Origin of the sequence: Schinkia azotoformans LMG 9581 (assembly GCF_000307855.1) — a bacterium.
Classification (GTDB): Bacteria; Bacillota; Bacilli; order Bacillales; family Bacillaceae_J; genus Schinkia; species Schinkia azotoformans.
Genome location: NZ_AJLR01000041.1, coordinates 32891 through 48134 on the forward strand (window position 1 = coordinate 32891; position 15244 = coordinate 48134).

Sequence of the window (15244 nt, forward strand, 5' to 3'; positions counted from 1 at the left end):
TCGACCAATCCCTTATGCCCTAAAGTTTGTAGTAAGAATCCTGCGAATTACCGGTTATTTTTGAATACCATTTATTATTTTCGATATAATAGTCACCATCGAGATTCTTAATCTCAAAAAGGTAGATGGTTATATTGCATAAAAATACAATTCCCCAAAATTTGATTTGTGTCAAAGATGTCTTCTTTGGTGTTTATTATACTTTAGATAAAGAAAACTTTAATAAACTAAACCAAATCCAAAAGCAACAAAAATTGCTTACTTAGGAGATGTCAGTCATGAAAAATACTAGTCAAAAGCTTGTATGGGAACAGTTTTATGGTCCGAATCTTGGCTATGTTTATGACCAGTATGAAAAGTATATAGAGAATCCGGACGGGGTTGACCCAACAATTAAAGCTTTGTTTGACGAATTAGGGGCACCACCGAATGACACACCAAAACCAAACCCAGCCACAAAAACAAAAGCAGAATCCAGCCCTTCGGCGCAAACCACAAACCAACCTAGTATTAGCAAAGTTGTCGCAGGTTGGAAGCTGTTAAAAGATATCCGCACTTTTGGACATGTAGCGGCAGAAATTAAACCGATAAAACTGAAACAACAGGCTAATCCTGGATCCCCAGAGGATTTAAGCTTCTTAAATATAGAAACATATAATCTAACAAAAGAAAAATTAATGGAAATGCCGGTTACATGGCTTTGGGAGGATGCACCGTCCCATATACAAAACGGCTGGGAAGCATACCAATATTTAAAGGGTGTTTATACTCAAACAATTGCCTATGAATTTGAACATATTCATGATCGAGAAGAGCGAAAATGGCTCGAACAGTATATAGAACATAAGCAAATCGATTCTAAGCAAACAACGAATCAACGAATTAAATTGTTGGAACGATTAATTCAAGTCGATAGCTTTGAGAAATTTTTGCATAAAACGTTTGTCGGTCAAAAAAGATTCTCCATCGAAGGATTGGATGTATTGGTACCAATGCTTGATAAATTAATCGAGGAAAGCGGTAAGGCTCAAACAGACAATATAATGATTGGAATGGCCCATCGCGGTCGATTAAATGTGTTGGCCCATGTCCTTGGCAAGCCTTATGAACTAATTTTTTCTGAATTTCATCATTCACCAAATAAAGACCTTATACCATCAGAAGGATCGCGGGGAATTAATTACGGCTGGACAGGTGATGTAAAATATCATCTTGGTGCAGACCGGGATGTCAAGGATGCGCCTAACCATACCATTCATATTAATCTGGCTAACAATCCAAGTCATTTAGAGTTTGTGAACCCGGTTGTGCAGGGAAAAACCCGAGCATCACAGGAGAATAGAGAGCTAAATGGATTCCCTAAGCAAAATAAACAAGCATCACTTAGTGTTTTAATTCATGGGGATGCCGCTTTTCCAGGCGAGGGTGTCGTAGCTGAATCATTAAATCTTAGTAAATTAAAGGGATACGATACGGGAGGCACTATTCACATTATTGCCAACAACATGATCGGTTTCACAACGAATTTTGAAGATTCACGTTCCACAAAGTATTCAAGCGATCTTGCTAAAGGGTATGAGATCCCAATTATACATGTAAATGCCGATGACCCGGAACGTTGCCTTGACGTCATTATTTTTGCATATGAATATCGTAAAAAGTTTAATAAGGATATCCTAATCGACCTAATGGGCTATCGACGATATGGTCACAATGAAATGGATGATCCAGCAGCAACACAACCACAGCTATACGAAATGATTAACAAGCACGAAAGGGTTTTTGAAAAATACGGGCATGAGCTGATTGCGAAAAAAGTACTATCTGAAGAAGAAGCTAAACAGAAACAAGATAACGCAGAAAAAAACCTAAAAACTATCTATGAAAAATATATGGAAGAGGAAAACAGCAAAAGTCAAACACCATTGGTATCCAAAATTATTATTGAAGGAATTCCAAATATTAATACGTCTGTTCCAAACAACTTTTTAAAAACAATAAATAAAAGTCTATCAAAGTGGCCGGAAAAATTTTCAGTCTATCCAAAGTTGGAGCGGATATTAAAAAGGCGAGAAACTGTATTTGCTGAAGGTAATAAAATTGATTGGGCTTTGGCCGAAACATTGGCGTTTGCAACTATTTTAGCTGATGGTATCCCGATTCGATTAACAGGTCAGGACAGCGAGCGTGGTACCTTTGCTCATCGTCACCTTGTCCTTCATGATTATAAAACAAATGAAGCCTTTGTTCCATTGCACCACATTCCCGAAGCGAAATCGTCCTTTTCTATATATAATAGCCCGCTGTCTGAAGCTGCGGTACTTGGATATGAATATGGTTATAGTGTTAAAGCAAAGGAAGCCCTAGTATTATGGGAAGCTCAATTTGGTGATTTTGCTAATGCTGCCCAGGTTATTGTTGATCAATTTATTTCATCAGGGCCTGCTAAATGGGGACAAAAATCAAGTCTTGTAATGCTCTTGCCACACGGGTTCGAAGGCCAGGGTCCGGAGCATTCAAGTGCACGGCTGGAGCGTTTCCTGCAAATGTCAGCGGAGAACAACTGGATTGTTGCTAATGTAACAAGTGCTGCTCAATATTTTCATATTTTAAGAAGGCAGGCATTACTGACAGGTACAGAGGGTGCTAGACCGCTAGTTTTAATGACACCAAAAAGCTTACTTCGTCATCCGCTTACAGGTTCACCAAGCTCTGAATTGAGTAATGGTCATTTTCAACCAATCCTTGAACAGGAGGGAACAGGAACTAAGCCAGAAAAAGTGAAAAGACTCATTCTTTGCAGTGGCAAAGTGGCCGTCGATCTTGCGGTAGAATTAGAGCAATTACCGAGCGAGGAGAAAGAATTATTGCATATTGCACGAATCGAACAGCTTTATCCGTTCCCGAAAAAAGAAATGAATGAGTTGATTGGGCGTTTTTCGTATCTTGAAGAAGTTATTTGGGTCCAAGAGGAGCCGCGAAATATGGGGCCATGGACTTTTATTCAATCTAATTTCTCTGAAGTTGTTCAGAAGGATTTAAAAATCGGCTATATAGGTCGTCCAAAACGTTCAAGTCCGGCAACAGGTGATCCTGTAATTCATAAACAGGAGCAATCAATGATTATTCATGATGCGTTACAGTTTGAGAAAGGTGGGGAAAGATAATGATGGAAATTAAAGTACCAGAACTTGCTGAGTCCATTAATGAAGGAACGATTGTTGAATGGTTAAAACAAGAAGGCGACTACGTTCAAAATGGGGAACCAATTGCTGAACTTGAAACAGATAAAATTAACGTGGAGATCAATAGTGATTTTAGCGGAATTATAAAGCAATTTTTATTTATGCCGGGGGACACTGTGCAAGTTGGTCAAGTTATTGCGATTTTAGATGAGAATGAAAATCATTTTGGCAACGTACCTGAACCCGAGCTTAAACCTGAATCCCTCATCCTAGAAAAAGAAAAGCCAAATAATAACTTAGTTGCATCACCTGCAGCTAGAAAAAGGGCAAGAGAGTTGGGTGTTTCATTAGATGAAATTCCATACAAGGATCCGTTGGGCAGAATAAGAGTTGAGGATGTTGAGGATTATAAGAAATCGCATCGAGACCTTACAAATAATGAGCCAAATCATCAACCAGCCAATACTGTAACTAAAAATCAATCTAATCAGTTAAAAGTGGATGAAAAAGATCAACAAATTGAAAGAGTGAAAATGTCAAGACGGCGCCAAACTATTGCTAATAGACTGCTGGAAGCGCAACACAATGCAGCGATGCTAACAACATTCAATGAGGTCGATATGACGGCCATTATGGATGTTAGAAACCGTCGTAAAGAATCCTTTAACAAAAAACATGGTGTTAAGCTAGGGTTTATGTCCTTTTTTACAAAAGCCGTTATAGGTGCTTTAAAAGAATTTCCGTTTTTAAATGCGGAAATACAAGGTGATGAAATCCTAATCAAGAAATTTTACGATATTGGAGTTGCCGTTTCTACTGATGACGGACTAGTTGTTCCGGTAGTCCGTGATGCAGACCGATTGAGTTTTGCTGGCATTGAAAAGGAAATTGGAGTTTTATCTGAAAAGGCTAGAAATAAATCACTTGGATTAAAAGATTTGCAAGGAGGAACTTTTACCATTACAAATGGCGGAATATTTGGTTCGCTTTATTCAACTCCAATTCTAAATGCGCCTCAAGTAGGCATACTTGGGATGCATAAAATTCAAAGGCGACCAGTTGTCATAGATGATGAAGATACAATTGAAGTAAGGCCGATGATGTATATTGCGTTATCCTATGACCATCGAATCATTGATGGCAAGGATGCCGTCCAATTCCTAGTCAAGATAAAAGAACTATTGGAAAGCCCAGAAGATTTATTGTTAGAGGGCTAATGGACCGCAATGGGGCAGAGTTCCCGGCCCTGTGGCCCAAAGGGCAACAGAACCCGACCCCCTGGTCAGTCCAGACTTAGTACAAATAGTAAACCCGATTAGTGGGATAATAATTTTGAACAGAAATTTATGGACACAGGGGGTTAATATGGACAAACAAATGCATTATGGCAGTGATTATAAGTTTATACCGACTACCTCGATAGGGAGCGGCATTGGAATACAGGTTTTGCCGGATATATATTGCTATACTGTCCAGATTGTTAATATCGTGTTTGTTGGTAATCCTGGTACAGATGATTTTGTGTTAGTTGATGCCGGGATGCCAGAATCGGCAAGTGAGATTATTTCTGTAATGGAAGAAAAATTCGGGGGAAATAAGCGCCCAAGGGCTATTATTTTAACGCATGGACATTTTGATCATGTTGGAGCAATTATCGAGTTGGTCGAGCAGTGGCAGGTGCCTGTTTATGCACATGAATTAGAAATACCATATTTGACAGGGCAAATGAGTTATCCGGATCCTGACCCAACGGTTGAGGGGGGGATGGTGGCCAAAATATCACCTCTCTTCCCAAATGAGCCAATCCATTTAGGGAACCATGTTAAACCTCTCCCAGCGGATGGTAGTGTCCCTTATATGAAGGGGTTTCGCTGGATTCATACACCGGGGCATACACAAGGGCACGTCTCTTTTTTCAGGGAGGCAGATAAGGCGTTAATTGCCGGGGATGCCTTTGTTACTGTAAAACAGGATTCTCTTTATAAGGTACTAACACAGGAATTTGAAATAAATGGTCCACCAAGGTACTTAACTCCTGATTGGAAGTCAGCCAAAGAATCTGTTATTAAACTTGAAGCATTAATACCGACAGTGGCTGTAACCGGGCATGGCATGCCGATATCAGGAGACTTACTCACAACAAGTTTAGAAAAGTTAGCAAGGGAATTTGACAGCCTTGCTGTACCAGACTACGGAAAATATATTAATTAAACATTTATTTGAAATTTAGGAGTCCGCTCCATTCATGATGAGCGGGCTTTTTTAGTTGCAAAAAACTAAAGGTATGTCGCCAAATTGTGACAGCTTCATTATGAAAAGTCTAGTAAAATAGAAGTATAGTTTACTATTTTGCAAAAGATTTCCGATGAAAGTAGGGTGCTTATGTTTAGTTTTTCCAACTCAGCAAGAAATATCATAATTATGGTCTTACTCCTTTTGTCTTTTCTTCTAGTAAGCACTAATACTAAGGCGGCAACAACTGAATCGCTAATTTTCGTTGCCGTAAATGATGAATTAGTTGAGTTTTCAGATGCTAAGCCTTTTAACTTTGAGGGCGTTACCTATGTGCCTTTAAGGTCGCTGGCAACTACAGTTAAAGCCGTGGTTTTGTATGATCCAATTGAAAACTCAGTTACTGTAACTAAAGACAGCCAATCTATGAAAATTTTAATAAAAGAAAATATGTATGTAACAGAATCACTTGAAAAGCTGCCTATTTCAATTAAAACGGTGAATGACCGGACGTTATTACCGTTAAGGTTTATCGCTGAATATTTGCAATTGGAGGTTACTTTTTATGCGGAGGGGCCAATAGCAAGATTACTAGATCATAATGAGATTTTTCAATTAACAAATGAACAGCTGTATCTAAATAATAAAGAAACCATTGAAGCTGAAAAAGAAAAGTGGAAAGCGGCAATCGAAGCGCAGAAATTGAAAGAGGTCAACAGCGCTAAAATTGCTTATCTTACCTTCGATGATGGCCCTAATTCAAACACAGCTCAAATTCTTGATATTTTACAAAAATACGAAGCGAAAGCAACGTTTTTTATGGTCGAGCCAAAGATTTGGAAGTTTGAAGAAGAGGTCCAGCGTATGGTAACGGAGAACCATACAATTGCTTCTCATAGTGTGACACATGATAAAAACAAAGTCTATCATAGTCCAGAATCGCTTTTAAATGAAATGAATGTAACGCGTGCTACATTATTTTCAGTCACAGGGATTGATAGCCGTTTAATTCGTGTTCCATATGGAAGCAAGCCTTATTTAACGAAAGATTACCGAGATTTATTAGCAAGCAATAATTTCCAAGTATGGGATTGGAACGTTGATAGCAACGATTGGAAATATTCAACTGAGAAGATCATTTCAACAGTAAAGTACCAAGTGGCAAATCAGAAACAAAAAAATAGGGCACCTGTTATTCTTTTTCATAATTCGTCGAGTACGGTAGAAGCACTACCAGAAATCATTGAATTTTTGAAAGCAGAAGGGTATGTATTAGAAGCTTACGATCAAGACCATCATTTTATGGTGAATTTTTGGAACGATGAACGGATTTAAGTAATTTTGCCCAAAAAAGAGAGGTTTTATCCATTCCTATTGATTGGATAAACCTCTTTTATTTAGTATTAACGTTTTTCATACCAAAGGATTTTCATTTTATCGGTATTATCTAGTGTCGCAAGCAAAATCTCTTTGATGTTAGTATTGTACGTTGTTTTGAGCTTGTTTACTATCCAAGATTCATCCTTACCGGATTGAGTTAGCTCTTCGTAATCTATTTTACCTTCCTTAATTATCGTTCTAGGAAATGTAAAGGGCTTTGTCGTTATGTTCATGTCTAAAGGAGTTAGCATTCGATGCTCTGTGTTTAATACAAATGAAAATGTACCATCTGCTTCCCATAATGCCAACTCTACCACTTGAATATCCTCTATTTTTTCTTTTCTCAATTCGGCCAAAAGATAATCTACAGATATTCTTGCTTTAGTTAAATTTTCATATATGATTTGGCCATTTTCAATAACCGGAAATGGAGAAGGGTCAATCCAATATCTGAACCTATGCCATTTTAGTGCCAAAAATATACAAAAGCAATATAAAAATACTAAGACACTCATTGTAATCATCGAGCCCTTCAACCCTAATCCCTCATCAGACAAGGGGTGGGCAATGATGTTTCCAATTAATATAGCCATAATATAATCAAGCAATCTTAATTGCGATATAGACCGTTGCCCCATTATTTTACCGACAAGGAGTAAAAAGAAAAAACCAACCAATGCCCTTAACACCCATTGAATGGCAGTAAGCGATTCCTGACCTTGAAAAAAATCCATATAATCACATCTCCAACTGAACTAGTGAGGTTTCGAATAATATTATCTCCTTAAGAGATTGGAATAGAAGAGGAATTTTTTGTCTGAATAAAAACGAAATAAAAAATAATTGCTATTTCTAACTGGAAATATATACTACTAAATGATAGCGTGCTTTATATGGAGGTTTTTTAAAAATGAAACAACGAGAATTCTATTATGATAATGCCAAGTTTCTGCTCATTTTCCTAGTTGTCATTGGTCACTTTATAACTACTTTTATTGGCAATGGGGTCATTGAACAAATTTATATTTTCATTTATTTATTTCATATGCCGGCTTTTATTTTAGTGTCGGGCTACTTCTCAAAAGGGTTTCAAAAGGAAGGCTATGTTTTAAAAATAACGAAGAAAATTTTAGTGCCATATTTCTTTTTTCAAATTATTTATTCGGTCTACTATTATTTTCTTCTCGATAAGAGTGAGCTAACGATTGCTATTTTTAAACCACAATGGTCATTATGGTTCTTATTAAGCCTTTTTTGTTGGCACCTGCTATTGTTTGTTTTTACTAAAATCAAATACAGTTTGCTTGTATCTGTGTTAATCGGAATAATTGTAGGATATTTTGATGCAATTGGAGGCTACTTGAGTTTGTCAAGAACCTTTGTCCTTTTCCCTGTATTTTTACTTGGATTTTACATGAAAAAGGAGCATTTCGAGAAGCTGACTTCAAATAAAGGAAAGTTGCTATCCGCCGTAGCAATAGTCATCATGTTATTTATAATCCACTACATCCTTGTTGATATGCCAAAAGAATGGATGTATGGTTCCAAGTCCTATGAAAAACTTGGGGCAGGGTGGGAAGGTGGCATCATTCGTCTCCTTTATTACGGAATGAGCTTAATCATGATCTTTAGCTTTTTTGCATTTGTTCCAAAGAAAGAGTACTTCTTTTCTAAATGGGGGACGCGCACACTTTATGTCTATCTTTTGCATGGATTTATCATTCGCTATTTCAGAACGACTAATCTGGTCCCTTTTATTAAAGAAACAGGATCGTATCATTTGTTATTAATCTTTGCGGTTATTGTGACGCTAATTCTAGTAAGCAAGCCTGTTTATATTATAGCCCAGCCGGTATTAGAGCTTCGGATGGATGGGGTAAGAACTATATTTCAGCGTAAAAAAGTGAAGAGTAGAGTATAAAAATCACCTTGTTATTAAGGTGATTTTTTAGCATTTTAATATAAATAATTTAAAAAGTGTTGCGTATAACGGAACAAGATTATTGATATAGGAAACATGATATATTAAGATTTAGTAGAGAGAAAACTCAGAATATTATGTAAACATGTCGAAAAAAGGAGGTATTTATCGAAAAATATAGATAAAGATTGAAAGCGCTTAAACTTGTAATCAAGGGTTAAAAGTTGCAAAAGGAAAATGGATAAGTGGTCAATACATAAACGTGACCGTAGCTGCTAAAGGGGGAAAAGAAATTGGAGAAAAAGAAGGTTAATTCTAAGTTGAAGTTATGGAGTCTTACCCTAATTGTGATGATTCTGTTTATTACGGGCTGTGGTGGAGCAAAACAAGAAACTACGACTTCCCAATCAGAAAAGCAAGGTACAGATACTGCGACGGAAGCTGAAACTATTAAAATTGGTTTAATCTTATCAACAACTGGTACATTTGCACCGTTGTCTGAAGGTATAAAAAATGGATTTGAATTATACCTTGAGCAACATGATGGCATGTTAGGCGGGAAAAAGGTTGAACTAAAATTAGAGGATGATGAGGCAAATCCTCAAGTTGCTTTACGAAAATATCGTCAATTGGTTCATAGTGAGAAGGTAAATTTTTTAGTAGGGCCGATTTCATCAGCTGTAGTGTATGCATTACGAGATGAGGTTGAAAAAGACAAAATTGTTTTAATTGATGCAAATGCCGCGGGTGATGACCTTGCTTGGGCTAAGAAAAGTGATTACGTTTACCGTACTTCTTTCTCGAATTGGCAAAATGGACATAGTACAGGTGCTTATTTAGCAAATAATGTTGGAAAAACAGCGATTGCAATCGCACCGGATTATCCAGCTGGTAAAGAAGTTGTAAGAGCATTTAAAGCTGCTTTTGAGGAAGCTGGCGGTAAGGTAGTGAAGGAAAGTTATCCAAAATTAGGTACAAATGATTTTGCAACATATATTACGGATGCTGCTAATACGAAACCAGATCTTGTTTATGCGTTCTTTGCAGGTAGTGATGGTATTCGCTTCGTTCAACAATACAAAGATTTTGGTCTACAAGGAAAGATTCCATTAGGAGGTTCATTAGAGTTTGGTGATGAATTGATCATTCAACCTACAGGTGACGCAACTGAAGGTATTATCTCAGGAGTTGTATACTCACCATATTTAGATAATGAACAAAATAACCAGTTCGTTGAAGCATACCAGAAGAAATATAATAAGCTTCCAAATATGTTTTCAGTTGAAGGGTATGATTCAGCCCAAATCCTTGATAAAGCAATTACGGAAGCCGGAAGTATTAAATCAGAAGATGTAATAAAAGTATTGAAAGGAATTTCATTTGATAGTCCACGTGGACCTATTACAATCGATCCGAAGACTAACAATCCAATTCAAAACTTCTATGTTTCAAAAAATACGAAAAAGGATAATGTAATTGTTCCAGAAGTACTAGAGACAGTTGAAAAATTAACAATGCCGGAAACTTCACCATTTCCACAATAAGGGTTCAATATAGGTTGGGGGTTAGGGTTAGGTCCCTATCCCCCAATCATTATTTCTGAAATGAATGTAAAAATTTACCTACCAGGTAAAGTGAAAGAAAGTGAGGAATAGTCTTTGTCAATAATTTCAGTTCAACTACTGACAGGATTAGCATACGGTATGTTGTATTTCATGATTGCTGCTGGATTGACTATTATCCTAGGAGTCATGAACGTTGTTAATTTAGCACACGGCACATTATTTATGCTCGGTACGTATATCGCATTTACTTTTATTAGTCAACAATATAGCTTTTGGGTTGCTATGCTACTTTCGGTTATCTTGACAGCTATTTTAGGAATCATAATTGAAAGATTATTAATTAGACGTGTATATGGGAAAGAGTTAGAGCAAGTGCTCTTAACATTTGGTTTAAGTTTTGTAATTGCGGATTCTGTAAAATGGTTTTGGGGAACAGAAATGCAAACGATACCTGTTCCGGCCATGCTCGACTTCTCGATATCTGTTGGGGAAATGGTTTTCCCTGCGTACCGTTTGTTTGTCGTACTTATTGGCTGCTTATTAGCCACGCTGCTATGGTACTTAGAGAGCAAAACTCGTATTGGAGCAGTCATTCGTGCTGGTGTAGATGACCGTTCAATGGTGGGTGCGCTTGGAATAAATGTGGGACTGGTATTTACCGGTGTTTTTGCATTCGGTGCCGCCCTTGCAGGACTAAGTGGTGTACTAGGCGGTCCTTTAGTAGGTATGTATATCGGTATGGATTCTGAAATTCTAGTAACTTCCTTAATTGTTGTCGTTGTCGGGGGCCTAGGGTCGTGGAAGGGGTCCTTCATTGGGGCTATTATTATTGGACTTATTGAAACGTTAGGCAAAGTTTGGTTCCCATCATTATCCATGCTTATTGTATTCCTACTTATGATGATTGTGCTCATCATCCGTCCACAGGGTCTTTTCGGAAGAGAGGTGGCATAACATGAAAAAACTGAGTATCTACACAGTCCTGCTTGCTCTATTTGTAATTATAATGCCGTTACTATTATCCGATTACGGTGTCAATTTGACAGCTGAAATTTATATAATGGGCATCTTTGCGATGAGTTTAGGTTTAATTATGGGGTTTGCAGGGCTAGTTTCACTCGGTCACGGCGCATTCTTTGGCATTGGAGCCTACACAGTTGCACTAGGGGGCCAATACTTGCAAAATACCTATCTTTTGTTACTGCTATCAGTTATCATTTGTGGCTTGGTCGCATTAATTACGGGGGCAGTTTTTATCCGAACATCTAAATTTTACTTTTTGATGATCACCTTAGCATTTGGGCAATTAATGTTTGCGCTGTTTTGGCAGATGAAGGACTGGACAGGCGGTGCTGATGGCATGTCCGTTTCAGCTATCATGAATTTCGGTTTTGGCGAAATTTTGACGCCTATGGCCATTTATTATGTAATGGGTGCTGCCTTTATAGGTGCATTTATTCTTTTATATTTATATGTAAATTCTCCTGCAGGTAAGATTACAAGAGGAGTCATGGAAAATGAATCAAGGATGAATGCGCTCGGCTATAATATTCGAATCTATAAACTATTAGCCTATTCGCTTTCAGGTGCACTAGCGGGATTAGCTGGTTCGCTCTATAGTTATTATAATCTTTATGTGTCACCAGACTTATCGGGCTGGATGTTCTCAGGTCAAGTTTTAATCATGGTCATTATCGGCGGTGTCGGCACTTTAATGGGACCTGCTCTTGGGTCTGGCGTTTTTATCTTTTTACAAAATTATATCAGTTCTTATACAGAGCGCTGGCCGCTTATTATGGGTGCCCTTCTAGTGATCCTTGTTCTTGCAGGGAAAGGTGGCATCCTTCATTGGTTCCAATATTTAAGCTTTAAATTTTTATCTCGTAAAAAAAATACTAGTAACAGTTCCTCTGCTAAACAAGTTGAAAAAGAGGAGGTAGTCAGTTGAGTTTACTAAAGGTCGAAAATATTAGTAAATCTTTTAATACACTTCAAGTGTTACAAAATGTTTCACTAGAGGTTCAGCCAGGTGAACGACATGTCATTATAGGTCCAAACGGTGCGGGGAAAACTACTTTATTCAACTGTATTACAAGCCATCTGCCTATAAATAGCGGGGCCGTTTATCTGGAAGGAAAAGAAATTAGTAAAATTCCCTCTCACCACCTAGTCCATCTCGGGATGTCACGGACGTTTCAAAAAAATAATTTATTTGGAAATTTGACAGTTGAAGAAAATCTCCATTTGGCCCTAGCTTCAACGAAGCCTTATAAATTTCAAGTGTTTCATGCGCTTTCAACCTACAAGGATTTAAGAAAGGAGACAAATGAAATACTGGAGCAGTGGAGAATTAATGATCGCAAAGATATTTTAGTTAATAATTTATCTTATGGGGAGCAACGTTTATTAGAGGTTCTACTTGCAATGGCAAGTAAGCCGAAAATTCTCCTTTTAGATGAGCCAACGTCAGGAATGTCGCCAGCAGAAACAACGCAGACTTCAGAAATGATTCAAAGCCTGCCGCGTTCGACTACGCTTTTGGTCATTGAACACGACATGGAGGTTGTATTTGCAATTGCTGATCGATTAACTGTTCTCCATCATGGTGAAGTTATTTTATCTGGAACTCCGGAAGAGATAAAAAACAATGAACTCGTTAAGGAAATTTACTTCGGTGGAGGTGCAAAAGCCCATGCTTGAGCTTGCTGATGTTCATACTTATTATGGAACGAGCCATATTTTACAAGGGGTTACGTTTTCGGTGCCGAGCGGTAAATGCGTGGCTCTTCTAGGCCGTAATGGCGCCGGGAAATCAACAACGATTCACACCATTGCAGGTCTATTAAAACCCAAAAAGGGGGACATTCGCTTTCAGGACCACAAAGTAAGCACTTTGCCCTCACACCAAATTTCTCGTCTTGGAATCGGTTTAGTTCCGCAAGGAAGAAGAATATTTCCTTCTCTTACAATCAGGGAAAATTTAACGATGGCAGCTAGAAAAAGAAAGGCCAATGATAGCGGAACGGATTGGGATATCGAAAAGGTATATGAACTGTTTCCAGTATTAAAGGAAAGGGAAAAAAATATGGGTACGCAGTTATCGGGCGGACAGCAGCAAATGCTGGCAATTGGACGGGCGCTGATGACTAATCCACAGTTTCTGTTAATGGATGAACCATCTGAGGGACTCGCACCTGTTATTATCGACCAAGTGGGTGAGATCGTCTGTAAGCTGAAAGAGACCGGACTTTCGATTTTAATGGTAGAGCAAAATATCTCACTTGCCTGCCAGGCAGCGGATGAGATTTTAATCATGAATAAGGGTACGATTGTTTGGAATGGTACACCAGTTGAATTGTTAGAAAATGAGGATATCCAGCATAAATATTTGGGAGTCTCATAGTTTTTATAAGGATTTTATGTGATAGTGAAAGAAAGGGTAGACTCCAATCGTTCTTGAGTCTACCCCTTGCCTTTACTATTCTTTATTTTTTCTAGTTTGATTAATCCGACGTTGGAATACTACATAGATTGGGAACGGAATAATGATCCAACCTAAGCTTTTTATTAAACCATTAACAGCGCGCTGTTTAGCGTTTTCTATTTGCTGTTCAATCATTGCGTCGTATTGCCTCTGAAGCTCCTCTTCTGTATATTCCACTTTTTCAGCTTGTTCTTTTTCATATTTATAATTATTGATTTTCATATCTTTATACTCTTCAAATGATTGATAGTATGGATTTGGAGATACGTAATCAGCAGCAGACATAAAGGCAAAGACGCCGCCGCCGATAACCATAATTAACGTAATGAAAGCAACTGCATATTGATAAATTTGTTTAATCATCTCTTCCCTCTCCTCCTGATCTGCATTGAACACCCGTTTTGTTCCTAATGTTAAGAATAGGATTAAAGCAATGGTGCCGACTAACGCTAATAAAATAAAAGAAATCGCCATGATTTCACCTCACTATTCTAATCCCCTAAAACCAAAATTTTCATCCTCCATATATAGACGATGAAAGGGTGTAAAAGGTTTCCTTAATAGTGCAACAAAATTCATATCCGGAGGTATGTGTAATTAACCAATAAATAGGCCATTATCCGGGTTGCTGTACAAGGTCACTGGCTCATACGTTATAAGTGTCTACGTCAACTAAAAAAAGAGGAGTTGTCAAAATGCATTATTATAACTCGACGCCAAACCCTTATTTTGGCATGCAGCCAAACGCTTATCAAAATAATAATGGTCAACCATATTACGGCTATGGTCAAATTGCTAATCCAACTGAAGTTAGAAATCAATATCCCGGGATAGATTTGTATGGCAGTGGGAACCAGACATCATATGTAAACCCATATAGTGCAGGGTGGGGTTCTTATAATTATCTTGGTGAAATTGAAAATTCTGTCCGTGAAAATGAAGAGCTTTTAGATGAACTCGAAATGATTGATTATGAAGAAGGCGACAATAACTGGTTTGAAGAATCCGAAATGGTCGAACAAAATATTTATAGACAACATCAACAACATCAGCAACAACATAAAGGACCGAAGCACGGAAAAGGCGGCGGTCATACACATGCTCACTATGGTGCAACAACTTGTCAGGATGGTCATACACACTTACACCCCGGTGTAACAAGCACACCAATCGAGACACAACAAGGTCATGTCCACAAAATTTCCGGCCATACGTCGTTTGATGACGGTCATATTCACTCCTATGAGGAGTATACAGGTCCAGCAATTCAATTGCCGAATGGCTATCATACCCATTACGCAGAAATTAGAACTACTGAAAATGACGGCCATGTTCACATAATCAGAGGTTTTACATCACCTTCTAAAAGTTAGTGGATAATAACGTGAGCAAGGAATCGTAATAGATTTCCTTGCTCTTTTTTCTGAAACAGATAAAATAAAAATAAATTCAAACATGTTTCGAAGAACAGGAACTA

13 protein-coding genes are annotated in these 15244 nt (G+C 37.9%); 11 read left to right on the forward strand and 2 right to left on the reverse strand.

The annotated features are described in order from the left end of the window. Positions 1–269: 269 nt before the first annotated feature. The 4 genes from BAZO_RS05355 (at position 270) to BAZO_RS05370 (ending at position 6752) form a co-directional block, all read left to right on the forward strand. Positions 270–3167 carry a 2-oxoglutarate dehydrogenase E1 component gene (locus tag BAZO_RS05355; protein ID WP_411844575.1) on the forward strand — a complete coding sequence of 966 codons (2898 nt, stop codon included), beginning with the start codon at positions 270–272 and terminating at the stop codon, positions 3165–3167. Beyond that, entirely contained in the window at positions 3167–4402 is a 1236-nt protein-coding gene (gene odhB / locus BAZO_RS05360; RefSeq protein WP_003330308.1) for a 2-oxoglutarate dehydrogenase complex dihydrolipoyllysine-residue succinyltransferase, read from the forward strand. The genes BAZO_RS05355 and odhB overlap by 1 nt, the downstream gene beginning before the upstream one ends. Before the next feature lie 148 nt (positions 4403–4550). Continuing rightward, positions 4551–5396 (forward strand): MBL fold metallo-hydrolase, encoded by an 846-nt coding sequence (locus BAZO_RS05365; protein WP_003330309.1) that lies wholly within the window; start codon positions 4551–4553, stop codon positions 5394–5396. Positions 5397–5567: 171 nt separating this feature from the next. Continuing rightward, the gene (locus BAZO_RS05370; protein ID WP_003330310.1) at positions 5568–6752 is read left to right on the forward strand and encodes a polysaccharide deacetylase family protein; all 1185 of its coding nucleotides are present in this window, start codon (positions 5568–5570) and stop codon (positions 6750–6752) included. Positions 6753–6820: 68 nt separating this feature from the next. Here the strand turns inward: BAZO_RS05370 and BAZO_RS05375 are convergent, their stop codons facing one another. Further along, on the reverse strand, positions 6821–7531 hold the full coding sequence (locus BAZO_RS05375; protein ID WP_003330311.1) for a DUF421 domain-containing protein: 711 nt from the start codon (positions 7529–7531) through the stop codon (positions 6821–6823). 176 nt (positions 7532–7707) lie between these two features. Between BAZO_RS05375 and BAZO_RS05380 the strand changes: the two genes are divergently transcribed. The 6 genes from BAZO_RS05380 to BAZO_RS05405 all read left to right on the forward strand — a co-directional run bounded on the left by BAZO_RS05380 (position 7708) and on the right by BAZO_RS05405 (position 13686). Beyond that, a complete protein-coding gene (locus BAZO_RS05380; protein ID WP_003330312.1) occupies positions 7708–8718 on the forward strand; it encodes an acyltransferase family protein in 1011 nt (336 codons plus the stop codon). A 293-nt stretch (positions 8719–9011) separates the two neighbouring features. Next, positions 9012–10262: an ABC transporter substrate-binding protein gene (locus BAZO_RS05385; RefSeq protein ID WP_003330313.1), complete on the forward strand. Its 1251-nt coding sequence runs from the start codon at positions 9012–9014 to the stop codon at positions 10260–10262. A gap of 114 nt (positions 10263–10376) precedes the next feature. Beyond that, complete coding sequence (locus BAZO_RS05390; protein ID WP_003330314.1) at positions 10377–11237, forward strand: branched-chain amino acid ABC transporter permease; 861 nt, start codon at positions 10377–10379, stop codon at positions 11235–11237. Between the two features lies 1 nt (position 11238). Further along, entirely contained in the window at positions 11239–12231 is a 993-nt protein-coding gene (locus tag BAZO_RS05395) for a branched-chain amino acid ABC transporter permease (RefSeq protein ID WP_003330316.1), read from the forward strand. Then, positions 12228–12983, forward strand: coding sequence for an ABC transporter ATP-binding protein (locus tag BAZO_RS05400; protein WP_003330317.1), 756 nt, complete (start codon positions 12228–12230; stop codon positions 12981–12983). Before BAZO_RS05395 ends, BAZO_RS05400 begins: the two co-directional genes overlap by 4 nt. After that, entirely contained in the window at positions 12976–13686 is a 711-nt protein-coding gene (locus BAZO_RS05405) for an ABC transporter ATP-binding protein (RefSeq protein ID WP_003330318.1), read from the forward strand. Before BAZO_RS05400 ends, BAZO_RS05405 begins: the two co-directional genes overlap by 8 nt. Positions 13687–13761: 75 nt before the next feature. Here BAZO_RS05405 and BAZO_RS05410 read toward each other — a convergent pair whose 3' ends face one another. Further along, complete coding sequence (locus tag BAZO_RS05410) at positions 13762–14241, reverse strand: hypothetical protein (RefSeq protein ID WP_003330319.1); 480 nt, start codon at positions 14239–14241, stop codon at positions 13762–13764. Between the two features lie 221 nt (positions 14242–14462). On the opposite strand from BAZO_RS05410, the gene BAZO_RS21110 reads away from it, so the two are divergent. Continuing rightward, complete coding sequence (locus BAZO_RS21110; protein ID WP_003330320.1) at positions 14463–15140, forward strand: YmaF family protein; 678 nt, start codon at positions 14463–14465, stop codon at positions 15138–15140. The last annotated feature ends 104 nt before the right edge of the window (positions 15141–15244 follow it).